The 23,296-nt window shown below is 63.2% G+C and carries 22 protein-coding genes; 11 read left to right on the top strand and 11 right to left on the bottom strand.

The window, feature by feature from the left end; all coding sequences use genetic code 11:
- Positions 1–2: 2 nt before the first annotated feature.
- Both CIW53_RS06575 and CIW53_RS06580 read left to right on the top strand, forming a co-directional pair.
- Positions 3–1,160: a glycosyltransferase family 4 protein gene (locus CIW53_RS06575; RefSeq protein WP_149363877.1), complete on the top strand. Its 1,158-nt coding sequence runs from the start codon at positions 3–5 to the stop codon at positions 1,158–1,160.
- Entirely contained in the window at positions 1,157–2,074 is a 918-nt protein-coding gene (locus CIW53_RS06580) for a glycosyltransferase family A protein (protein WP_149363878.1), read from the top strand. Before CIW53_RS06575 ends, CIW53_RS06580 begins: the two co-directional genes overlap by 4 nt.
- Here the strand turns inward: CIW53_RS06580 and CIW53_RS06585 are convergent.
- The 3 genes from CIW53_RS06585 to CIW53_RS06595 are packed head-to-tail and all read right to left on the bottom strand — an operon-like array spanning position 2,058 to position 4,915.
- Positions 2,058–2,831 (bottom strand): class I SAM-dependent methyltransferase, encoded by a 774-nt coding sequence (locus CIW53_RS06585; protein ID WP_149363879.1) that lies wholly within the window; start codon positions 2,829–2,831, stop codon positions 2,058–2,060. The genes CIW53_RS06580 and CIW53_RS06585 overlap by 17 nt on opposite strands.
- A gap of 1 nt (position 2,832) precedes the next feature.
- A complete protein-coding gene (locus tag CIW53_RS06590) occupies positions 2,833–4,029 on the bottom strand; it encodes a glycosyltransferase (protein ID WP_242451795.1) in 1,197 nt (398 codons plus the stop codon).
- A 31-nt stretch (positions 4,030–4,060) separates the two neighbouring features.
- Complete coding sequence (locus CIW53_RS06595) at positions 4,061–4,915, bottom strand: glycosyltransferase family 2 protein (RefSeq protein ID WP_149363881.1); 855 nt, start codon at positions 4,913–4,915, stop codon at positions 4,061–4,063.
- A gap of 218 nt (positions 4,916–5,133) precedes the next feature.
- Between CIW53_RS06595 and pilB the strand changes: the two genes are divergently transcribed.
- The 4 genes from pilB to coaE all read left to right on the top strand — a co-directional run bounded on the left by pilB (position 5,134) and on the right by coaE (position 9,924).
- On the top strand, positions 5,134–6,855 hold the full coding sequence (pilB, locus tag CIW53_RS06600; protein ID WP_149363882.1) for a type IV-A pilus assembly ATPase PilB: 1,722 nt from the start codon (positions 5,134–5,136) through the stop codon (positions 6,853–6,855).
- 142 nt (positions 6,856–6,997) lie between these two features.
- A complete protein-coding gene (locus CIW53_RS06605; RefSeq protein ID WP_149363883.1) occupies positions 6,998–8,266 on the top strand; it encodes a type II secretion system F family protein in 1,269 nt (422 codons plus the stop codon).
- Between the two features lie 183 nt (positions 8,267–8,449).
- Positions 8,450–9,307: an A24 family peptidase gene (locus CIW53_RS06610; protein ID WP_149363884.1), complete on the top strand. Its 858-nt coding sequence runs from the start codon at positions 8,450–8,452 to the stop codon at positions 9,305–9,307.
- Positions 9,304–9,924, top strand: coding sequence for a dephospho-CoA kinase (coaE, locus tag CIW53_RS06615; RefSeq protein WP_149363885.1), 621 nt, complete (start codon positions 9,304–9,306; stop codon positions 9,922–9,924). Before CIW53_RS06610 ends, coaE begins: the two co-directional genes overlap by 4 nt.
- 75 nt (positions 9,925–9,999) lie before the next feature.
- On the opposite strand, the gene CIW53_RS06620 is transcribed toward coaE, so the two are convergent.
- From CIW53_RS06620 to CIW53_RS06630, 3 genes are all read right to left on the bottom strand, one after another.
- The gene (locus CIW53_RS06620; RefSeq protein ID WP_242451796.1) at positions 10,000–10,962 is read right to left on the bottom strand and encodes a Nudix family hydrolase; all 963 of its coding nucleotides are present in this window, start codon (positions 10,960–10,962) and stop codon (positions 10,000–10,002) included.
- Positions 10,962–11,450: a dihydrofolate reductase gene (locus CIW53_RS06625; protein ID WP_149363886.1), complete on the bottom strand. Its 489-nt coding sequence runs from the start codon at positions 11,448–11,450 to the stop codon at positions 10,962–10,964. Before CIW53_RS06625 ends, CIW53_RS06620 begins: the two co-directional genes overlap by 1 nt.
- A 114-nt stretch (positions 11,451–11,564) precedes the next feature.
- Positions 11,565–12,359: a thymidylate synthase gene (locus CIW53_RS06630; RefSeq protein ID WP_149363887.1), complete on the bottom strand. Its 795-nt coding sequence runs from the start codon at positions 12,357–12,359 to the stop codon at positions 11,565–11,567.
- A 92-nt stretch (positions 12,360–12,451) separates the two neighbouring features.
- Here CIW53_RS06630 and CIW53_RS06635 point away from each other — a divergent pair, with 92 nt between their 5' ends.
- The gene (locus tag CIW53_RS06635) at positions 12,452–13,462 is read left to right on the top strand and encodes a TIGR00266 family protein (protein ID WP_149363888.1); all 1,011 of its coding nucleotides are present in this window, start codon (positions 12,452–12,454) and stop codon (positions 13,460–13,462) included.
- 40 nt (positions 13,463–13,502) lie between these two features.
- Here CIW53_RS06635 and lgt read toward each other — a convergent pair whose 3' ends face one another.
- Positions 13,503–14,324 carry a prolipoprotein diacylglyceryl transferase gene (gene lgt / locus CIW53_RS06640; RefSeq protein ID WP_149363889.1) on the bottom strand — a complete coding sequence of 274 codons (822 nt, stop codon included), beginning with the start codon at positions 14,322–14,324 and terminating at the stop codon, positions 13,503–13,505.
- Between the two features lie 221 nt (positions 14,325–14,545).
- Here lgt and CIW53_RS06645 point away from each other — a divergent pair, with 221 nt between their 5' ends.
- On the top strand, positions 14,546–16,519 hold the full coding sequence (locus CIW53_RS06645) for a prolyl oligopeptidase family serine peptidase (protein WP_242451797.1): 1,974 nt from the start codon (positions 14,546–14,548) through the stop codon (positions 16,517–16,519).
- A gap of 34 nt (positions 16,520–16,553) precedes the next feature.
- Here CIW53_RS06645 and CIW53_RS06650 read toward each other — a convergent pair whose 3' ends face one another.
- From CIW53_RS06650 to CIW53_RS06665, 4 genes are all read right to left on the bottom strand, one after another.
- Complete coding sequence (locus CIW53_RS06650) at positions 16,554–17,057, bottom strand: TPM domain-containing protein (protein WP_149363890.1); 504 nt, start codon at positions 17,055–17,057, stop codon at positions 16,554–16,556.
- Complete coding sequence (locus CIW53_RS06655) at positions 17,057–17,926, bottom strand: TPM domain-containing protein (RefSeq protein WP_149363891.1); 870 nt, start codon at positions 17,924–17,926, stop codon at positions 17,057–17,059. The genes CIW53_RS06650 and CIW53_RS06655 overlap by 1 nt, the downstream gene beginning before the upstream one ends.
- Positions 17,926–18,546, bottom strand: a complete 621-nt coding sequence (locus CIW53_RS06660; RefSeq protein WP_149363892.1) for a LemA family protein — start codon at positions 18,544–18,546, stop codon at positions 17,926–17,928. Before CIW53_RS06660 ends, CIW53_RS06655 begins: the two co-directional genes overlap by 1 nt.
- Positions 18,547–18,924: 378 nt before the next feature.
- A complete protein-coding gene (locus CIW53_RS06665) occupies positions 18,925–19,296 on the bottom strand; it encodes a diacylglycerol kinase (protein WP_149363893.1) in 372 nt (123 codons plus the stop codon).
- A gap of 351 nt (positions 19,297–19,647) precedes the next feature.
- Between CIW53_RS06665 and CIW53_RS06670 the strand changes: the two genes are divergently transcribed.
- The 3 genes from CIW53_RS06670 (at position 19,648) to CIW53_RS06680 (ending at position 23,194) form a co-directional block, all read left to right on the top strand.
- Positions 19,648–21,198, top strand: a complete 1,551-nt coding sequence (locus tag CIW53_RS06670) for an oligopeptide:H+ symporter (protein ID WP_149363894.1) — start codon at positions 19,648–19,650, stop codon at positions 21,196–21,198.
- A gap of 65 nt (positions 21,199–21,263) precedes the next feature.
- Entirely contained in the window at positions 21,264–22,538 is a 1,275-nt protein-coding gene (locus CIW53_RS06675) for an ATP-binding protein (RefSeq protein WP_149363895.1), read from the top strand.
- A gap of 71 nt (positions 22,539–22,609) precedes the next feature.
- Positions 22,610–23,194 (top strand): response regulator transcription factor, encoded by a 585-nt coding sequence (locus CIW53_RS06680; protein ID WP_149363896.1) that lies wholly within the window; start codon positions 22,610–22,612, stop codon positions 23,192–23,194.
- The last annotated feature ends 102 nt before the right edge of the window (positions 23,195–23,296 follow it).

A 23,296-nucleotide genomic window follows, 5' to 3' on the forward strand; every position in this document is an offset into this window, starting at 1 on the left:
ACATGCGTATCCTGGTTATCTCCGATCTACCGCAATTCGTCACGGGTGGCGCAGAAATGCAGGTCTCCCGACTTATCGAAGCCTGGTTGGATGCAGGACACGAGGTTGTCTGCTTCGGCCGCCGCATGGGCATGGGGCCGGTACATATCGGAAGGCATACTGTTCCCGTACGCCGCATCCGAACCACACCCCTTCTCGGCCGGAGTGGTCGCGCAGCCAGCTACTCCCTATCGCTTGCCTGGCTTTTGCTGCGCCACCGACACTGGGCGGACATCGTCTATACGCGCTTTCTCGGGGAAGCGGCTGCGACGACAGCGCTACTCAAGAAATTCAGGCTGCTTCGCACCCCGCTAATCGCCACTCCTGCCAATACGCACGGAAAAGGCGATGCCGACTTCCTGCGTTCCATGCCATTTTCCAGACAGGTCATCCGCCTGCTGGACAGCGAATGCGACGCGATCAACCTGATCGCAAATGACATGGCCGATGAACTTCTGGCGACGGGTTTCTCTGGCCGCGCTTTCAGTCACATTCCAAACGGCGTCCCGGTGCGTGAAGTACGAAGACGTCCCGGACCAGTGGGCATTCCGCGATTCGTTGCGGTCGGCAGACTGGCGCCGCAAAAAGGATATGACGTTTTGCTGCGAGCGATCGCGCTGATTGGCGAGCGCCTGCAACCAGGACAAGTGAGGATCGCCGGAGGCGGGCCGGAACAGAAACGACTCCAAGGCCTCGCGAACGACCTGCAGATATCTGACCGGGTCGAATGGCTGGGCGAACTAACCCAGAAACAGGTAGCGGATCAGCTCGCGTTCGCAGATGTCTTCCTGCTGCCTTCGATGTATGAAGGTTTTTCGAACGCCGGCCTCGAGGCGATGGAACGTGGACTCCCGTTGATCTTGACGCAATGCGGAGGGCTTGACCTGTACGTCGACGCAAACAGTGGCTGGGTAGTTCCTCCCGGTGACCCCGTTGCGCTGGCTCAATCAATTTCGCAGGCACTAATCACGCCGGCCGATCGGTTGTCCGCGATGGGTGCGTCTGCCCGCGATTGTGTAGAACGCAATTTTGATATCCTCATTATCGCGGACCGCTATATCGCATTGTTTGATCGTCTCAAGAAAACTCCTCGCCTGGCTGCAAGTAAACCCGCTTCATGAATCGCTCGAAGCACCTGATCAGCGTCGTGATCCCCATTTTTCAAGATGGGGAACGCGCCTTGGTCGCAGCACGTGCCATGTTAAAGCAGTCATTGCCCCCAGGCTTCAACATTGAAGTCATTGCCGTTGATGATGGTTCGGGGGACGGTACCCTTCAAATACTCGCGCAATGCAAGGACGAGCGCTTGCTCGTCATCCAACTCGACTCGAACCAAGGCCGTTCAACAGCACGCAACGTGGGCGCACAGCGAGCCCGCGGAGAAATGATCGTATTCATGGATTGCGATTGCATTCCGGCTGACGACAGCTTCCTCGCCGAGCACCACAAAACACTCCAATCAGGATGTGTAGCAAGTACTGGACATGTCACTGGGATCGACGATGATTTCTGGAGTCGATACCAGCGCGACGCATCGCAACGTCGTCAGTACCAGCATGCGAAGGGTGCCGTCTGCGCTGGAAGCTCTCAGAACATGGCCGTGCGCGGATCCGCTTTCGAGGGGGTTGGCGGGTTCGATACGGCATTTCGACATTATGGCTTCGAGGACCGTGACTTGCTATTGCGTTTGGCCGACGTTGGCAACATTGCATGGGCAGCAGGTGCAGTCGTCTACCATCTCGACAGCCTGACGTTGCCTGAGGTCAGCCGCAAAATGATGCAAGCAGGTGGATCGAGCGCTCGCGCCTTCGCAAGACGACATCCAGTCGCCTATCGCACTCTGGGGTATGCGGGCATTGATGCTCGGCTACATCCATGGTTACGTCCGATCGGGAAAATGTCGGGACCATTCGCGCTGAGGCTGGCACCTCATATCGATCCGATGCTGAAACGCCTGCCCTTCCCATTGGCAAAAATCCTGGTCAAGTCAACTTGCGCGTTGGTGTTCCTGTACGGGACTACGCGCGACCATTAAATTTCGGAATAACCTTGCGACAAGCAAAAACCATTTGGTGACAGTGGTTGGCATCAACGCGCTCAAAAAACGATTGTGCCCATATCGGCAGGGGGTAGTAACCAAAACCTCTCGCTCTTTCGACACAAAAACCAGTCATCTGCAGGAATTTTTTTAAAGCTCTGAAGCTGAAGACAACCAGATGCCTGTGTTGGGGCGTGTCCAACGTCAGGTCATCACGCATGACGTCGGAAACCTGAGGGGGCTGATCAAACTGAATAAGTCGATTGGAATCCGGATGAGGACCCGACGACGGCATTCTTCCGAGCAATATCTGCGCAGCAGTGAAGTATGTGCTGATATTGGGGGTCAGAATGATGAGCTTGCCACCCGGCTTGAGCACGCGGTGGCATTCGCCAATAAATGAGCAAGGCATCAAGAGGTGCTCGACGACCGAGTATGCGATGACGCAATCCTGACTTTCGGATTCAATCGGCAAAGCCTTGTTGAGATCGGCCTCACGGATATGCAGTCCTGCTGCATTGCCCCGCTTAACATCATCTCGGTTCCACTCCAGACCGGAATAGCGAAACTGATCATCGTCCGTAGCATAAGATCCGAACGTCGCCATTCTTTCGTGACCGCTCCCACTGCCACAATCGAGTATCTGAGCAACGGGATGCAAAGTTGCCTGCGCTCGCGCGAACGCGTAGGCATCCCGCATCGTGCGCGCATACTGCTTCTTGAGCGCATTCCGCATCAAACCCATCGGCCACATTTTACTTTCCCCCGTGTGTGATTTGCCGCACCAGCTTGCCCAACGCTCGCGCGTAGCTTTCGGCAACCGATTGCCAATCAAATTTCCTACACAGGGACGCTCGTGTTCGAGCGGTGCCTATCGGGAAGGGTGGCTCAGATAGCAACGCGATCACCGCGCGACCGATCGCCGCAGCTGAGCCTGGCGTCACCAGCACAGCCTGGTCTTCGTCGAACACTTCCCGCACGGCAGGAAGGTCGCTGACTACCACCGGACAAGCGCAGCCAGCCGCTTCAACTGGAGTCAACCCCAGCCCCTCCTGATCACCCGAAGATGCCTGTACAAAAGGTGCAACGAATACTGCCGCGCGCCTATACAGCGCTGGAAGCTCTGACTGGGACAATGCACCGACAAAGCGAATCTTGGCCTGCAGGCCGAGTTGCCGAACTTGTGCCAGACGCTCCGCTTGCTCTGGCCCGAAACCGACGACAGTGAGATGGGAAGATGGATGTGCCGTGAGTACGGTCGGCATCGCATCAATCAGGTAACGCAGGCCTTTCTTCTCTACAAGCCGACCCACAAACAAGATCTCGTCGGATGATCGTTGCGCTGTCGGGCCAGGGGTGAATCGCCCCTCCAGATCCACACCCATGGATTGCACACCCACCTTGCCAACATCCGCACCCATGCGCTTCAGTTCATCACGCATGGCTTCACTGACTACGGTAACCGCGGAGGCCTTCTGGACGACAAACCGTTTGAGCTGGCTGAAAACCTTCCCCCGCAACGCAAACAGGTCCGCGCCATGCGCGGTAACCAGAAAGGGAGGAGCCCGTCCGGACAACTTGCCAAGCAGGGCTGCAATCAATCCCTGGGGGAGCAGCCAGTGAGCATGGATCACGTCGATCTGTCTGGTCCGCAACAAGCGCCACGTTCGCCATGCCTGCGCCCACACGAAGGTGGGCACCAACAGCATCTTCCAGCGGTGGCGACGCAGGTTGGTGACGATGCCCCCATCGTTGACGAGCGTTTCGAAGCGCCGTGGCGCATATCGGTAACGAATCACTTCCACGCCGTCCAGGGTCTCCCGCGCCGTGGCGCCCGGCGCGCTGGGAACTACGGCGATGACCTTGAAATGATCGGTCAGGCGCTTGGCCAGCTCATGTACGAATCCGGGCTCGTGGTCGCCACTCCAACGTGGATAAGTGGAGGCGAGCACGAGTAGTGTCGGCCGTTTGGAACCAGGATCGTCAGGCATCGCGTCGATACATCAAGCCGGTGATCTGCTCGGACACCAGACCGATCAGGAACACGATCACGGACGCGCTCCACAGCAGTGTACTCATGTTGGTGAGCCGACCATCCTGCATGAAAGTCCATGCATAGTTCGCGCAGCCAAGCAAAAAGAACACCACGCTCGCGGGCACAAACAGCTTCAATGGCGAGTAGAGCGTGGCGATCTTGAAGATGATCAGCAGGAAACGCAGGCCGTCACGCAGCGGCCTGATGTGGCTTTTGCCGATGCGCTGGGCGGCCTTGATCGGGACGTAGGCGACCGGATAGGCGCTGCGGAAGAAGGCCATGGTGCTGGTGGTGGGGTAGCTGAAGCCGTTCGGCAGCAGGTGCAGGAATTCGCGGAACTTGTCGGCGCGCACGGCGCGGAAGCCTGAGGTGAGGTCGGCTACGGGATGCCCGGTCATGCGGCTGGCCAACCAGTTGTACAAGGTATTGGCGAGTCCGCGGCCGACACCGGCCTGGCTGCCCCAGTCACGGGCGCCGACCACCATGTCGTAGCCCTGATCGAGTTGTTCGAGCAAGCGGGCGATATCGGAAAAATCGTGCTGGCCATCGCCGTCCATGAACACCAGGATCTCGCCATCCGCGGCGCGGGTACCCCGCTTGATCGCTGCGCCGTTACCCATCGAATACGGCGAGGACAGGCACGCGACTCCGTTGCTCCTGCAAATGTCGCGGGTGTCGTCCGTTGAGCCGTCGTCGACCACGATGATTTCGGCCTCGGGATGCGCAGCACGCAGGCACGGCAACAGCTCGGTCAGCGCGGGCGCTTCATTCTTGGCGGGCAGGATGATGCTCAGGCGGTTCAACAGATGGGTCCCCTCGGCAGAGAGGAGATCATAGCGTGAAGGCCGTGGCGTGTTTGCCGGAGTCATCCTGGTTTTGTGTGCCCTTCAGCCACCTCGGCGAGTGCCGAGTGGGGGATTTGTGCATTGCATCACTCGCCGATCCAGAAAACAGCCCGAAGGGGTGACCTGACGTCCAGACTGCTGTAGATTCAACGCCATACGGGGGGAACGTCCAAGTCATGTCAACTCAATTGCAACCATCGCTCGCGGGTTTGTCTGGCATGGCGCGTCGCCTGGTTTCCGAGGGTGTCCTGCCGGAAGCCGAGGTGCGCAAGGCGATGGCCGACAGCGCACAGCAAAAGGCGTCGTTGATGGGCTGGATGCTCGACCACAATCTGGTCGAAGGCATTCAGTTGACCCAGATCGCATCGGCCGAATTCGGCATGCCGATGATGGATGTTGCCTCGATCAACCCCAAGACCATGCCGCTCGACCTGATCAGCGAAGCCCTGATCAGCAAGCACCAGGCATTGCCGCTGTTCCGCCGTGGCAAGCGATTGTTCGTCGGCATCGCCGATCCGATGCAGTCGCACGCGCTGGACGAGATCAAGTTCCACTCCAATTGCATGGTCGAGCCGATCCTGGTCGAGCGTGGTTCATTGCAGCGCGTGATCGAAGGCCTGCTCAACAGCATGCGCGACACCATGCCCGACATGGGTGGCAGCGAGCTGGACGACATGGAGCTCGATATCGCCGAAGACGAAGCCGAGTCGACCGGCATCGATGCCAATGCTGCCGATGACGCGCCGGTGGTGAAGTTCGTCAACAAGATCCTGGTCGACGCGATTCGCCGGGGCGCCTCGGATATCCACTTCGAACCGTTCGAGACGCAATACCGCGTGCGCCTGCGCATGGACGGCATGCTGCGTGCAGTCGCCAGTCCGCCGATGAAGATGGCCAATCGCATTTCCTCGCGCATCAAGGTAATGGCGCAACTGGACATTGCCGAAAAGCGCGTGCCGCAGGATGGCCGCATCAAGCTCAACTTGTCCAAGACCCGCGCCGTCGACTTTCGCGTGAGCTCGTTGCCGACGCTGTTTGGCGAAAAGATCGTGCTGCGCATCCTGGACGGCTCCTCGGCGAAGGTGGGCATCGAGAAGCTCGGCTACGAGCCGGAGCAACAGAAGCTTTACCTCGACGCAATCCAGAAGCCCTACGGCATGGTGCTGGTTACCGGCCCGACAGGTTCGGGCAAGACTGTCTCCCTGTATACCGGACTGAACATCCTCAACACGGCGGAGCGCAACATCTCGACGGTGGAAGACCCCGTGGAAATCCGCGTCGAGGGAATCAACCAGGTGCAGCAGAACGTCAAGCGCGGCATGACGTTCGCCAGCGCGCTGCGCTCATTCCTGCGCCAGGATCCGGACGTGATCATGGTCGGCGAGATCCGCGACCTGGAAACCGCCGAGATCGCGATCAAGGCGGCACAGACCGGCCACATGGTGCTGTCCACCCTGCATACGAACGACGCCGCGCAGACCATCTCGCGCCTGATGAACATGGGCATCGCTCCGTACAACATCACCTCGTCGGTGACCTTGATCATTGCCCAGCGACTGGCGCGACGCCTGCACGACTGCAAGAAGCCGCAGAACCTGCCCCCCGAAGTGCTGCTCAAGGCCGGCTTTGCCCAGGCCGACATCGATGCCGGCCTGACCATTTACGAGGCCGGCGGCTGCGACGGCTGCAACGACGGCTACAAGGGCCGTGTGGGCATCTATCAGGTCATGCCGATGCTGGAAGAGATCCAGAAAATCATCCTGCAAGGCGGCAATGCGCTGCAGATCGCCGAGGCGGCACGCAACGCCGGGGTAAACGACTTGCGCGCGTCGGCGCTGCTCAAGGTGAAAAACGGCCTGACCAGTCTGGCCGAGATCGACCGCGTGACGAAGGACTGAGGCCATGGATCTGCGACGCCTGTAACAACGAACTTGCGTCCGACGCCACGGTTTGGCGCGACGGCCTGCCTTAAGCTGTATAAATAACCTGTCAACCGCCAACTGGCGCGGATCTGCACTGAACAACCGGGGGAAGATGCGCATGGCTACGGCTACCGCAACCGCAAACAAGGCGCGAGCGCTCGGCGCACAGCGTGCCGAAGTCAGCAAGATGACCACTTACGAGTGGGTCGCGCTGGACAAACGCGGCAAGCGCATGAAAGGCGACATGCCGGCGAAGAACGCCTCGCTGGTGAAGGCCGAACTTCGCCGCCAGGGCATGAACCCGCAAACCGTGCGGGAGCGCGCCAAGCCGCTGTTCGGCTCCACGGGCAGCACCGTCAAGCCCGGTGACGTCGCCATCTTCAGTCGCCAGATCGCCACCATGATGGCCTCCGGCGTGCCGATGGTGCAGTCCTTCGACATCATTGCCGATGGCCAGAAGAACATACGTTTCAAGAACATCCTGCTGGACGTGAAGCAGAACATCGAGGGCGGCTCCGCCCTGCATGAGGCACTTGCCCGCTATCCGGTGCAGTTCGACGAGCTCTACTGCAACCTTGTACATGCCGGCGAAGCATCCGGCGTGCTGGACACCGTGCTCGATACCGTCGCTACCTACAAGGAGCGCACGGAGGCCATCAAGAAGAAGATCAAGAAGGCCTTGTTCTACCCGATGATGGTGCTGGTCGTGGTGTTCCTGGTCTGCATGATCATGCTGCTGTTCGTGGTCCCGGTATTTGCAAAGACCTTCCAGGATGCTGGTGCCGAACTGCCGGCTCCCACGCAGATCCTGGTCAACGCCTCGGAGTTCATGCAGAGTTATTGGTGGATCGTCATCGGTGTCATCGTTGGTGGCATCACCGCGCTGATCGTCGCGAAAAAGCGCTCGGTGAAGTTCGCCCACTTCCTCGACCGAATGTCATTAAAAATGCCGGTGATGGGCAACATCGTGCGCAATTCCGCGATCGCCCGCTTCGCCCGCACGCTCGGCGTCACCTTCCGTGCCGGCGTGCCGCTGGTCGAGGCGCTGGACGCCGTCGCCGGCGCCACCGGCAGCGTGGTCTACGGCGGTGCCGTGCGTCAGATGCGTGAAGACATCGCGGTCGGCCATCAGTTGCAACTGGCCATGAAGCAGACCGGCTTGTTTCCCAACATGGTCGTGCAGATGACCGCGATCGGCGAGGAATCCGGCTCGCTGGACCACATGCTGTTCAAGGTCGCCGAGTTCTACGAGGAAGAGGTCAGCAACGCCGTCGATACCCTGTCCACCCTGCTCGAGCCTATCATCATGGTGGTTCTGGGTACGCTGGTCGGCGGCATGGTGGTTGCACTCTACCTGCCCATCTTCAAGCTCGCCGGCACGTTCTAGGCTTCCAAGGACACAGCGCAAAAGCGGCGGGCATTGCCCGCCGTTTTGTTGTAGGAGCGCACCCTGTGCGCGATGCTCTGATGCCGATTGTTTCGAGCATCGCGCACAGGGTGCGCTCCTGCGCGAAGCACCGTACCCTACGCCCTATTCCCTCGACGGGATCCAGACATACAAGGCTGCCGCATGCCCGATCTTCCCTTTGCCCTGTGGATCGCCCTCGCTGGCGTACTCGGCCTGCTGGTCGGCAGTTTTCTCAACGTGGTGATCTTGCGACTGCCCGAACGCATGGCCGCGGGTTGGCGCCAGGAAGCGCGCGATGTGCTGGAGCTCGAGGCCGATGCGACCCCGTTGCCGCCGGGCATCGTGCGCGAGCCGTCGCATTGCCCGCATTGCAAACACCCATTGTCGGCGCTGGACAACATTCCCCTGCTCGGCTGGCTGTTGCTGCGTGGACGCTGCCGATACTGCCAGGCGAAGATCTCGGTCCAGTATCCGCTGGTGGAGCTGCTCAGCGGCGTGCTGAGCGCGGTGATCGTGTGGAAGTTCGGCCCCTCCTGGGCGGGGCTGGCGGGATTGGTATTGACCTGGGTGCTGATCGCCTTGTCCGGCATCGACTTCCGCACACAGTTGCTGCCCGATCAACTGACCTTGCCGTTGCTGTGGCTGGGCCTGATGCTGGCGTTGCTGCCGATGTTCGTCACCGCACCCTCGGCGATCGTCGGCGCGGCGATCGGTTATCTGAGCCTGTGGAGCGTGTACTGGGCGTTCAAGCTGCTCACCGGCAAGGAAGGCATGGGCCACGGCGATTTCAAACTGCTCGCCGCGCTGGGAGCCTGGATGGGGCCGGTGTCGTTGTTGCCGATGATCCTGCTGTCGTCGCTGATCGGCGCACTGGTCGGTGGCAGCCTGATCGTCCTGCATCGACACGATCGCCAGGTGCCCATGCCGTTCGGGCCGTTCATCGCCGCCGCCGGCTGGGTCTGGTTCGTCGCGGGCCATGGCCTGCTGCAGGGCTACATGCAACTGACCGGCCTGCGATGAGCAAGCCGCCGCGTGCGTTGGCGATCGCGCTGACCGGTGGCGTTGCCGCGGGCAAGACCGCCGTCGCCCGGCGTTTCGAAGCCCTCGGCGTGCCGGTGCATGACGCCGATGTGGCGGCACGCGAAGTGGTCGCACCAGGCACCGCCGGGTTGGCCGCCGTGGTCGATGCATTCGGCACCGGCGTGCTGGACGACGCGGGCCGGCTGGATCGTCCGGCCATGCGCCAGCGCATCTTTGCCGACCCCGCTGCGCGAAAAATGTTGGAGGCGATCATCCATCCTCGGGTACGCCAGTGGCTGCACCAGCGCGCGCTGGACGAGCGCGCGCCGTATTGCCTGCTGGCTATTCCGTTGCTTGCCGAGAACATCGAACACTATCGCTGGATCGATCGCGTACTGCTGGTCGATGTCCCCGAACCGGTACAGATCGCCCGGCTGATTGCCCGCGACGGCGTCGACGAAACGCTGGCCGCCCGGATGCTGGCCCATCAGGCAACCCGCGCCGAACGACTCGCCCTCGCCGACGAAGTCATCGAGAACAGTGGCGACGAATCGGCCCTCGACGATGCGGTGGCAAAGCTGCATCAGCGATATCTGGCGCTGGCAACTCCGCACTGATGTGTAGGAGCGCGCCCTGTGCGCGAATGTTTTTGACGTTCTCCACCAAAGGCATTTCGCGCACGGGGTGCGCTCCTACGGCCAAAATCCGCGAGCGCCGGAGACGCCGTGACCGCTGTTCTGGCAGGCCTGCGCGATGTACGCGGGAGCCATGCCGCCGAGGGCGAAGACCGGCAGTGCGGCAGCTTCGGCGAGGGACTGGAACCAGGCCCAACCAAGCGGCGGTGTCTGTGGATGGCTGCGCGTGGCAGCTACCGGCGACAATGTGGCGAAGTCCGCGCCAATGTGCGCGGCATGGCCCAGGTGGGTGGCGTGGTGGCAGCTGGCACCGACCGGTTGCGACCAGGGCAGCGGACGTTCGGCCAAGGCCATCAGCTGGGCGCCCTTGAGTTGCACGCCGATGCCCAGCTCCAGCGCACCTTCGACGTCGCCGTTGAGCAATAACCGCGTACCATGCCGCCGCGTCAGCGGCAGCAGGCCGGCTGCCAGTTCGCGCACCAGCTCGCGTGGCCACAGTGGCAGGCGCAGTTGCACCATCTGTTCACCGCGTGAAATCGCCTGAGCGATACGCTCGAACCAGATACCGCGCTGATCCGGCCTCGCGTCGGCCGGGGTGATCGGATAGCGCCGGGGCAACCGCAGTGCCTGCAGGATCGGCCGATCGGCCACGGTCAGGATCGCCGGGTCGATCAGCGCCGGCGTCAACCACTGCAAAGCCTGCCCTTCCAGGGATTTCGGCTCGCCTTCCCACCGGTCGACCTGCCACGCATCCAGCAACAACTCGCGTTCGACGTAATGACATGGCACCCGCGTCAGCGGCACGGCACATTGCACGACGATACCGAGTTCCTCGTGAAGTTCACGGGCAAGCGCCGCCAGTGGCGTTTCGCCGGCTTCGAGTTTCCCGCCGGGAAATTCCCACATGCCGGCCAGATGCTTGCCGGCCGGTCGCTGCGCCAGCAGAACCCGCCCCTGGCCATCCTGCAGGACGCCGGCCATCACATGCATGACGACCCGCGTTGGGGCAGACTCAGCCATCAGCTGTTGCGCAGGTATTCAACCATGTCGAAATCGTAGGCGTGTTCGGCATCCGCCTTGTGATGCACGCGGGAGACTTCGGTCCAGTCGCTGAAATGCACGCCGGGGAAAAACGTATCGGCGCCATCGATGGCGGCGCCGACCCAGGTGAGGTACATCCGCCGGGCGCGCGGCAAGGCCTCGGCAAACACCATGCCGCCGCCAATGACGATAAGGCCGGTATTGTCGGTGCGCGCCTGGGCTTCTTCGATCGAGCGTACGGTGATCTGGCCGGGAAACGGCGCCTCGTGCCGGCGCGACAGCACCAGGTTGACCCGATCCGGCAACGCGCGGCCGATCGACACGGCCGTGTTGTAGCCCATCAGCACGTTCTTGCCGGTGGTCAGTTGCTTGAACCAGCGCAGATCATCGGGCAGGTGCCAGGGCAGTTGCCCCTTGCTGCCGATGGCGAAATTTTCGTCGAGCGCAGCAATCAGTGAAATAGCCATGGCGAATCCTTGGAAGGCTGGATGATCAGTGGGACGGCACGCGTCCGCCGATGACGCCGGATATTAGCAGGCCACGGTGGCGCCGCGCCGGTTCCGCATGTTCCTGCGTGACAGCTATACGGCAACGGCGGCCTTGATCGCCGGATGCGACTGGTAGCCTTCGATCGCGATGTCCTCGTAACGGAAATCGAAGATCGAACGCACCGCTGGATCGAGCTTCAGCCGCGGCAGCGGCAACGGTTCGCGGCTCAACTGCAGCCGCGCCTGTTCCAGATGATTGTTGTACAGATGGGCGTCGCCCAGCGTGTGCACGAAGTCACCCACGCCCAGGCCGCAGACCTGCGCCACCATGTGGGTGAGCAGCGCATAGCTGGCGATGTTGAACGGCACGCCGAGGAAGATGTCGCCCGAGCGCTGGTACAACTGGCAGCTGAGTTTTCCGTCCGCCACGTAGAACTGGAACATCGTGTGGCAGGGCATCAGCGCCATCTTCGGCAACTCGCCCACGTTCCAGGCGCTGACGATCAGCCGGCGCGAGTCCGGGTTGCGCCGGATTTCGTCGACCACCCAGGCGATCTGGTCGACCACGCCGCCGTCGGCGGTAGGCCAGGCGCGCCACTGCTGGCCGTAGACCGGGCCGAGGTCGCCGTGCGCATCGGCCCACTCGTCCCAGATACGCACGTCGTGTTCTTTCAGGTAGGCGATGTTGGTGTCGCCGCGCAGGAACCATATCAGCTCGTGCACGATCGACTTCAGGTGCAGTTTCTTGGTGGTGACCAGCGGGAAGCCTTCGTTGAGATCGAAGCGCATCTGCCAGCCGAACACGCTGCGCGTGCCGGTGCCGGTGCGGTCGGTCTTTTCGGTGCCATGGTCCAGGACGTGGCGGAGCAGATCGAGATAGGCGTGCATCACCGGATTCTAGCCCGTGGGGCATGACAACGGTCACTCCCGCAACGCACTTCCCCGGCCTAGACTCGGGCCTTTCCACCAGGAGATGGACCATGGCGCAGTGGTTTTTCAGTTACGGCAAGAACACCGACCGGATCGGCCCGCTCGACGACGCCGCGGCGCGGGCACAGGCGCAGCGCCAGCCGGACGGCTATTGCTGGTGCGAGGGTTTCGCCGAATGGAAGCCGATCCGCAGCGTGGCCGACTTCGGCGGCACGCCGCTGGCGCCGCCACCGATGCCGGCGTCGATGGGCAGCGGCCGCGCCGACGAGATCGACTACCGCATCGTCGGCACCGACATGCAGTTCGTCGAGATCGAGCTGGACCCCGGCGAAAGCGCGATCGCCGAGGCTGGCGCGCTGATGTACAAGGAATCCGCGGTACAGATGGACACCGTATTCGGCGACGGTTCCAGCGGCGGCCAGAGCGGCGGCCTGATGGACAAGCTGCTGTCCGCCGGCAAGCGCGTGATCACCGGCGAAAGCCTTTTCACCACGGTGTTCACGCATGCCGGCCAGGGCAAGGCCAAGGTGGCGTTCGCCGCGCCCTACCCCGGCACCGTAATGGCAATGAAGCTGTCCGACCACGGCGGCCGGTTGATCTGCCAGAAGGACGCCTTCCTGGCCGGTGCACGCGGCGTGCAGTTGGGCATCTTCTTCCAGCGCAAGATCCTCACCGGCCTGTTCGGCGGCGAGGGCTTCATCATGCAGAAGCTCGAAGGCGACGGCTGGGTGTTCGTGCACGCCGGCGGCACCGTGGTGCAGCGTGAACTGAAGGCCGGCGAGCGGCTCGACGTGGACACCGGGTGCGTGGTCGCGTTCCACGACACGGTGAGCATGGACATCAAGTCCGTCGGCGGCATCAAGAGCATGCTGTTCGGCGGCGAAGGCGTGTTCCTCGCCACGCTGACCGGACCGGGCACGGTGTGGCTGCAGTCGCTGCCGTTCTCGCGCATGGCCGGGCGCATGCTGGCGGCGGCGCCGCAGGGCGGTGGTCAGCGCCGCGGCGAGGGCTCGCTGCTTGGCGGCCTGGGCGACATCATCGGCGGCGACCGCAACTTCTGACGGCGGACACCTGCAGGGGCGCACCCTGTGCGCCCTACAGTCAGGGTGCTGCGAGGGGCAGCGTGGGTGCGCGGCGTGACATCGCGATCAGCACCAGCCCGATCACGATCAACGGCAGCGACTGCATCTGTCCCATCGTCACCCACTGCGTGCCGAACAGATAGCCGAGCTGCGGGTCGGGTACGCGCACGAATTCCACCGCGAAACGGAAACACCCGTACAGCAGCGCGAACAGACCGGATATCAGATAGCGCGGGCGCGGCTTCAGCGACACCAGCCACAGCACCACGAACATCACCACGCCCTCCAGCATCATTTCGTACAGCTGCGAGGGATGACGCGGCAGCCGGTCCGGCGCCTGCGGAAAAATCATCGCCCATGCCACGTCGGTCGGCTTTCCCCACAATTCGCCATTGATGAAGTTGCCGAGCCGCCCCAGACCCAGTCCGATCGGCACCAGCGGAGCGACGAAATCGATGGTGTCGAAGAAATGCAGTTTCTGCCGGCGCGACCACCACCAGCCCGCGGCCAGCACGCCAAGCAGGCCGCCGTGAAAACTCATGCCGCCATCCCAGACCTTGAACAGCACGAGAGGGTCGGTCCAGATCCAGCGCGGACCGCCTTCGTAATAGAACAGCATGTACCAGACCCGCCCGCCCACGATCACGCCCAGCATGCCGTAGAACAGCAAGTCGCCAAGTGCGTCGCGAGTGACCGGCAGTCGCCCGCGTCTGCGTCGATATTCGCCCAGCACCGCGACGAAAAAGAAGCCGAGCAGGTACATCAGGCCGTACCAGTGCACCTGGATCGGACCGAGGCTGAAGGCCACCGGGTTGATGTCGACAACGTAAGGCTGGGTCATGGACGGGCTTGATCGATCACAAACCACAAGTGTAACTGGGTCGATCCGAGGCAACAGGGGTTTCGGTCGCCACGGCAGGACCGCTAGAATCGCACGCTCGGCGCCATCTCGGGGGAGGTGGCGAGCGAATGTCAGGCGATCCACGGATGCCTGCACCGTCAGGAAGCGATCGAGGATTTCCGATCGCCTTCATTGCCGCAACACTCAAAGGGGAGTTCGTTATGTCCATCGTTGTGCGCCGTTTGTTGGCGCTCGCTTTCGCATTCGTGTCTTTCGCAGCGCTTGCCGCGCCGCCCGCGCTGCTGCCGATCCAGGATTTCGCGCGCCGGGGCGAGCTGAGCAACCCCAGTCTCTCGCCGGATGGCCAACTGTTGGCCGTGGCCGTGCGCAGCACCGATGCCGAGGGCGACAACCACTATCAGTTGGCCGTGCTGCACTTGCCCGACCTCAAGCCGCTCAGCCGCCTCGACATGGCCAGACGCAATGTGCCGGGCCAGGTGGTATGGGTCAGCAATACCCGTCTGGTCGTGGCACTGGCATACGAGTCCGCGTGGCTGGATGTGCCGCAGATGACCGGCGAACTGGTGGCGCTGGATTATGACGGCACCCACAAGAGCACGCTGTACAGCCTGGGCGATCGTGGCAAGTCCATCCATTCGCAGGACATGCCGCGCGGTGCGGCTTCGATCGCGGGCCTGCCGGAGCCTCGCAACGGCCACCTCTACGTCAATCTGCGGCCGATGCCACGCGGCAGCTTCACGATGTACGACAGCCACAGCAGCATGGTCTACGACGTCGACTCGGGTAGCGGCCGCGCCGAATTGATGGGCAAGATCGACAAGGGCGACATGAACTTCGTCATGCACGATGGCGTCGCCCGTTTCGCCTACGGCTCTCCCGATGCGGGCAGCACCATCGTCACCTACACCCGCGACAACAAGGATCAGCCGTGGCGGCAACTGCCTGCCGGCATCACCGGCAAGGCGTTGGTGCCCCAGCGCATCAGCGCCGATGGCAGCCAGTTGTGGTCGATCTACAGCGCCGACGGCGGCCCTGAAGCGCTGGTCGTGAGCAAACTCGATGGCAGCGACCGCAAGGTACTCGCCAGCGACAGTTTCTCTGCCGTGGGCAACATCCTGTGGGCACCGCACGACGGTGCACCCTATGCGGCGGCCATGAGTACCGGCCGTCCCCACTTCAGCTATCTGGACAACAGCACGCTGGCCCAGGTGCACAAGGCGCTCAGCGACAAGTTTCCGGATGAACTGATCGACATCGCCGGCCGCAGCGACGACAGCATGATCCTGCTGATCCATGCCTACAGCGATCGCGACCCGGGCACCTACGCGCTGTTCGACCGCCACAACATGAACCTGCGGCCGCTGTTCCAGGTGGAGCCGTGGATCAAGCCGGCGCAGATGGCCGAACGCAAGCCGATCCGTTTCAAGGCCAGCGATGGCATGGAGCTGGACGGCTATCTCACCGAACCGACCGACGGCGCAAAGGTCCACCCGATGGTGCTGCTGCCGCACGGCGGCCCGATCGGCGTTGCGGACGGCTGGGCCTACGACACCGACGCGCAGTTCCTGGCCAGTCGCGGTTATCTGGTGCTGCAGGTCAACTACCGTGGCTCGGCCGGCCGCGGCATGAACTTCCAGCATGCCGGCTACAAGCACTTCGGCGACCGCATCCAGCAGGATCTGATCGACGGCGTGCACTGGGCGATCGACCAGGGCTATGCCGACCAGCAGCGCATCTGCGTCTACGGCGGCAGCTTCGGCGGCTACTCCTCGCTGATGACGCCGATCCTCGCCCCGGGCCTGTTCAAGTGCGCGATCGACTACGCCGGCGTGTCGGACTGGGCGATCGGCATGGATCGCAGTGATACCAGTCATTTCTCGGCCGGCCAGACCTACTTTGCCGATGCGATCGGCGACAAGGACGCCGCCCGCGCGATCTCGCCGCTGTACCGGCTGGACAAGTTCAATGTGCCCGTGCTGATCGCCCACGGCGAAGCCGACCAGCGCGTGCCGTTCCGCAACGCCACCGCCCTGCGCTCGGCGCTGGACAAGGCAGGCAAGCCTTACGTATGGCTGAGCAAACCGAAGGAAGGCCACGGCTTCTACAGCGAAAAGGATCGCCTCGACCTGTACCAGCACATGCAGGACTTCCTCGGCAAGTACCTGGGCGGCTGACGCCATCCGTTTTGTAGGGCGGGCAATGCCCGCCCTACAGGAGCACAGGGCGGTCGGACAGTTCGTCGGGATTGCGTGTGCCGTCGGCGGGGAAATGCTGTTGCAGGAGTGTGTTGGCGGCGGCGATGCCTTCCAGGCTGCCGTCGCGCCATTGCCCGCTGGCGTAGCAATGGCGCATGCGGGTGCAGATCGCACCCCATTCGCTGGCCGCCACCTTCGCCGCGATGCCTCGATCGGCGATGATTTCGATGCGATGCTCGGCCATCAATACGTAGAACAGCACACCGGTCTTGAGCTCGGTGTCCCACACCGACAGTTGGGCGAACACCTGCCGCGCCCGGGTCCGCGCGTCGAGGCCATCCAGCACGGCGAGGGGTGCGAGACGCGACTCGATGGCGAAGCGGATCTCGCCCAGGTGGCTGCGTTCGCCGGCGGCAATCGCCGCGGCCAGTTCGCCCAGCAGTGCCGCCGGGAAGCGTCGGCGCAACTGGAACCAGCTGCCGAACAGATTGACCAGCCATCGCCGCATGCGCGTCATCACCAACTCCCCGACGAACCGCCGCCACCGAAGCTGCCGCCACCGCCGCTGAAACCGCCACCGCCAAAACCGCCGCTGCCGCCGCCAAAACCACCGAAGCCGCCCCAGCCTCCGCCGCCGATCGAACGGCCGGCACCACCGGGCAACAGCATCAGCACGCCGCCGATCAATGCGCCGATGATGCCCGCTCCCATCGAAATCAGCAGCCACAGCAGGCCACCAACCAACGCGGCACCGATCGGGGCGCGAATCCATGCCTTGGCTCGACCCAACATGCTGCGCAGGAACAGTGCCACGAACACGCCGATCATCAGCGCCCCCTGGAGTCCGGGCCCGGCCCGCTCGCGGGAGGGAGAACCCTCGACCGGTGGCGGCAATGGTTCGCCGTCGATCAACTGGGTCAGTGCGCCCACCGCGTCGCTGATGCCGCCGAAATAGTCGTTGTTGCGGAATTTCGGCGCGATGTACTCGCGGGTGATCCGCGCCGCCGCCGCGTCAGGGATCGCGCCTTCCAGGCCGTAGCCGACTTCGATGCGCACACGGCGATCGTCCTTGGCGATCAGCAGCAGCACGCCGTCGTCGGTACCCTTGCGACCAATCTTGTTGGCCTCGGCCACGGCCAACGAATAGCTTTCGATGTCCTGACCGCCGGTGCTGCCGATCATCAGCACCACCAGTTGGGCGCCCTTGGCCTTTTCCAGGTCGACCAGCTTTGCGTCGAGCTGGTCGACTTGCGCCGCGGTCAGCGTGCCGGTGAGGTCGGTAACATGCCGCGCCAGCTTCGGCGCGGCATCGGCGGCATGCAGCAATGCCGGCAGCAGCAACGCCAGCACCAGCAGCCAGCGACGCGGGCGGTGCCACGGCTTCATCAGTGCGTCGTTGCAGCTGGCGCCGGCGCAGGGGTGCCGAAGTCCACCGTCGGCGCGGTGGAGATGGCCTTTTCGTTGTCCACGCTGAAGTTCGGCTTGACCTTGTAGCCGAACATCTTCGCGGTCAGATTGTTGGGAAAGGTGCGGATCAGCTGGTTGTATTGCTGCACCGCCTGCACGTAGCGGTTGCGCGCCACGGTAACCCGGTTCTCCGTGCCTTCCAGTTGGGCCTGCAGATTCTGGAACAGGCCATCGGCCTTCAGCTGCGGATAGTTCTCGCTGACCACCATCAGTCGCGACAATGCGCTGCCCAGTTCGCCCTGCGCCGCCTGGAACTGCTTGAGCTTCTCCGGATCGTTGATCGTGTCGGCGTTCACCTGGATGCTGCCGACCTTGGCGCGGGCATTGGTCACCTCGACGAAGACCTTTTCCTCATGCTGGGCATAGCCCTTGACCGTATTGACGAGGTTCGGCACCAGGTCGGCGCGGCGCTGGTACTGGTTGAGCACTTCCGACCACGACGCCTTGACTGCCTCGTCCTGTTTTTGCATGGCGTTGTAGCCACAGCCGGAAAGCATGACGACAAGCAGCAGCAACACGAGCACGCGCAGGGTTTTCATGGAATCGCTCCAGCTCGAAGGTACGAACATTGCAGCATCCATGCCGCCGTGGCGCAATCGTCCAGGCGACGGTTTGCACAGTGGATCAGGTGAACGGGTGAACGATCCGTGATCGTGCATGCAGGCGATTTGATGCCGGGACCGATCGTCTGGACTCGATTCCCAGGGAGCAAGAATCTCCAGAGGACAATCATGAAGCAGCTTCGCCAACAGACCCTGCATTCATTTGCGCTCTGGCCGCATGGCAGCCTCCGCAACAGCCCTACTCTACGCACCGAGTCGGTGGCCAGCGCGGCGCCGATCTGTCACAGGTGCGGACCAGGCACGCGGGCCAACAAAAAGGACCTCAGGTAATCGGTTCGACGCGCCAGGCGCTGGTCAGCACCAGCGCGGCAGCAGGATCAACCCCCAGCTCACCGCCATCAGCACCAGCAGCACGAACACCGCCGCCGAGCCCATGTCCTTGGCGCGGCCGGCCAGCTCGTGGAACTCCGGGCTGACCTTGTCGACCACCGCCTCGATCGCCGAATTGAGCAACTCGGCCGACAGCACCAGCAGCGGCACCAGGATCAGCGCGAACTTCTCCAGGCCGCCGTGGCCGAGCCACAGGCCGAGCGGCACCAGTACGACCACCAGACAGGCCTCGAGCCGGAACGAGGCCTCGTGGCGCCAGGCGGCCCGAAAGCCTTTCATCGACCACTGGAATGCATTCCAGAGCTGCATTGGCCCGCGAAAACCTTCGGCTGCCATGGCGACGCCGCCGCTCAGCCGACCGCCGGCAACGGCGACCCGGCAAGAACCATCAGGGCCGGAACGGAGGCCACGACCAGGGAAGGGGCAGCAATCGGCATGAGGGGCAAAACTCCGTTCAGACAGGGAGTGCGAACGCGACATGATGCCACAAGCCTTGCTGCCGCAGACGTGCGAGGTGCGGCTGTTCCGCACTCTGCATGCATCCACCTCGGTGTTTTGTCATGTCGCACTGCAGCTACGCCGCGATGACGGATGGGTTACGCTTCGTCGGTTGTGATCTGTTCAGGATCGCACCTCGCAGGCGCGTGCCAGCACGCCGCCACGGTTTGAATCACGCACGGAAAAGATATGGCAACCCAGAATCCACCCGTCTCGCAGACGCGCTCATTCAGCACCGTTTTCCTGATCGAAATGTGGGAGCGCTTCGGCTTCTACGGCATGCAGGTATTGATGGTTACCTACATGGTGAAAAAGCTGGGCTTCGCCGACAGCAAGTCCAACCTGATCTGGGGTGCCGCCGCCGCACTGATCTATGCCACGCCGGCGATCGGCGGCTGGGTCGGCGACAAGCTGATCGGCACCCGCCGCACCATGCTGCTCGGCGCCGTGGTGCTGGCACTGGGTTATGCGATGTTGTGGATTCCCACCAACAATGCCTATTTCCTGTACGTCGCACTGGGCGTGATCATCGTCGGCAACGGTTTCTTCAAGCCGAACGCCGGCAACCTGGTACGCAAGATCTACGAGGGCGACGACACCAAGATCGACAGCGCCTTCACCATCTACTACATGGCGGTGAACATCGGCTCGACCATCTCGATGCTGCTGACCCCGTGGATCCGCGACTACGTCGGCGCGAAGTACGGCGACGCCTGGGGCTGGCATACCGCGTTCGGCGTCTGCGCGATCGGCCTGGTCCTCGGCCTGATCAACTACACGCTGATGCATCGCACGCTGGCACACGTCGGCTCGCCGGCGGACGACAAGTCGGTGGATGTCAAACGCCTCGGCATGGTGCTTCTGGCCGCGCTCGGCATGGTGTTCGTCTCCGCCTTCATCCTGCAGAACCAGACGGTCGCCCAGTGGTGCGTGTACGCCGCCGGCGTGGTGATCCTGGGCATTTTCGTGCACCTGATCCGCAGCAGCGAGCTGCATGAGCGCGCCGGCCTGATCGCGGCACTGGTACTGACCGCGCAGACGATCTTCTTTTTCATCTTCTACCAGCAGATGTCGACCTCGCTGAACCTGTTCGCGCAGCGCAACGTCGATCTGTCGTTCAACCTGTTCGGCCTGCATTTGTTCAACTGGATTCCCGAACAGTTCCAGTCGCTCAACGCAATCTGGATCGTGCTGTTGAGCCCGGTGCTGGTGTTCATCTACAACACCATGGGCAAGGTCGGCAAGAATCCGTCCGTGGCGGCCAAGTTCGCCTGGGGCTTCGCGGCAGTGGCGATCGGCTTTTTCATCTACGGCGTCGGCGCCCGTTTCGCCGTCAATGGCCAGGTATCCTCATGGATCATGGTGTGGGGCTACGGCCTGTACTCGCTGGGCGAATTGCTGGTCAGCGGCCTCGGCCTGGCGATGATCGCGCGCTATGTGCCGGCGCGGATGGGTGGCTTCATGATGGGTGCCTATTACGTCGCTTCGGGCATTTCGCAGTATCTGGGTAGCGTGGTGGCGAACTTCGCCAGCATCCCGACCGACATCAAGGATCCGCTGGTGTCGCTGCCGGTCTACACCGCGCTGTTCAACAAGCTCGGCTTTGCCGGCATCGCCTGCACGGTGATCGCGCTGGCGATGCTGCCGCTGATGAAGAAGCTGTCCAGCAGCCACTCCGACTCCGTTGCCAACACCCCGCTGCCGCCGGTGCGCAGCGAGGAATTCAACACGCCGTCGTGATCCCATGAACCCGCCGTGCATCGCATGGCGGGTTTCACCGGGCACGGCAAGCCGGGGTGATCGCCATGCCGCAACGATCCGTCCAACACATCGGCCCGTTCGCGCTCACGCGCACGCTGGCCTGGCTCAGGCTTTGCGCCATCGCCGGCCAAAGCGTGGCGGTGCTGGTCTGCGCGTGGTGGATGCAACTGCAGATTCCGCTGCTGCCGCTGCTGCTGGGCATCGGCCTGCTCGCGGTGTTCTCGGTGTTCGCGGCGTGGCGGCTCAGCCAGCCATGGCCGCTGCGCGAGTGGGAAGCGGTCGGCCATATCGCCGCCGACACGCTGGTGCTCGGCTACCTGCTGTATTTCACCGGCGGCGCCAGCAACCCGTTCATCACCTTGCTGCTGGTGCCGATCGCACTCAGCGCGGCGGCACTGTCGGCGCGCGCGATCCTCGCGGTGGCAGGGCTGGCCGGCCTCGCCTACGTGATCCTGCTGTACTGGCATGTGCCGCTGCCGATGCCGATGCACGACGGCGAACCGGGCCGCTTTTCGCTGCACGTGGCCGGCATGGGCGTGAACTTCGTGATCAGCGCGTTGCTGCTGGGTTTCTTCATCAGCCGGCTGGCGCATGTGCTGCGCCTGCAGCAGCTCGAAGTGCAGCGCGTGCGCGAGCGGGCACTCCGCGACGAAGGCATCCTGGCGATCGCCACCCAGGCCGCCGGTGCCGCGCACGAACTCAATACGCCGCTGTCGACGATGCGCACGCTGCTGCCGGAATTGCGCCGCGAACACGCCGGCGACACCACGCTGGCCGAGGATCTGGAGCTGCTGGAAGGCCAGGTCGACCGCTGCCGCACGATCCTGCGCGAGATGGTCGCCTTCGGAAAAGCACAGCTGTCGCAGGAACCGGAACGGCTCAGCGTGGCCGACTTCGTCCACGGCTGCGTGGAACGTTTCCAGTTGCTGCGGCCGGAGGCAGAGCTGGCCGTCACGCTGGACGAGGCCACGTCGCGCAGCGTGTTGCGCACGCCGCCGGGCCTGCGCCATGCGTTGCTCAACCTGCTCAACAACGCCGCCGATGCCTCGGCCACCCGTCACTCGCACATGGTCGCACTGCAAGTGTCGAGCGACGCCAAATGGCTGCAGCTCAGCGTCCGCGATCATGGCCCCGGCTTTGCCGCCACCGGTGAGCCGAGCCCGCTCGGCCATTCGCAAAAACAGAGCGGACTCGGCATCGGCCTGGCCTTGGCCGAGGCCACCGCCGAGCGGCTCGATGGCGAGCTGGTCGCACGCAATACCGAACACGGCGCGGAGATGTGCCTGCGCCTGCCATTGACGGTGATCGCCGAAAAATAGCCGCGGCAGACGTGCAAGTGACGCCGCTTCCGGCAAGAATGGGGGCTGCTCCACTTCCAGGAAACCGTGCGATGACCGAGTTGCCCCCCGCCGCCACCGCCCGCCCACTGTTGCTGGTCGACGACGATGCCACCTTCCTGCGCGTGCTGGCACGCGCACTCGGCTCACGCGGCTTCGAGGTCATCACGGCCAGCAACTTCGACGAGGCCCGCGCGCTGACCCGCCGGCATCATCCTCGCTACTGCGTGCTCGACCTCAAGCTGGGCGAAGAGAACGGCCTGCGCCTGATCCCCGAACTGCATACCCTGGTACCGGACCTGCGCGTGCTGCTGCTGACCGGCTACGCCTCGATCGCCACCGCGGTCGAAGCGATCAAGCGCGGTGCCCACGACTACCTGGCCAAGCCGGTCGACGCCGACGCCGTGGTGCGCGCGCTGCTCGATGGCGATACCGACGCCGACGACAGCGACGTGCCGGATGCCCCCGAACAACCGCTGGCCCTGCGCCGGCTGGAGTGGGAACACATCCAGCGCGTGCTCACCGAATGCGACGGCAACATCTCCGAAACCGCCCGCCGCCTCGGCATGCACCGCCGCACGCTGCAGCGCAAACTGAGCAAGCACCCGGTCCGCGAACGCCCCGACCGCGACGAGTGACAAAGCAGGAGTGAGTGGAGAGGAGTGAGAAGCGAGAGAAGGCCTCGGCACCGACTCCAAAGTGGGCTGTTGCTGCTGCTCTCTCTCACTCCTCTCCACTCA

It is taken from the genome of Rhodanobacter sp. T12-5 (assembly GCF_008329435.1).
Taxonomy (GTDB): domain Bacteria; phylum Pseudomonadota; class Gammaproteobacteria; order Xanthomonadales; family Rhodanobacteraceae; genus Rhodanobacter.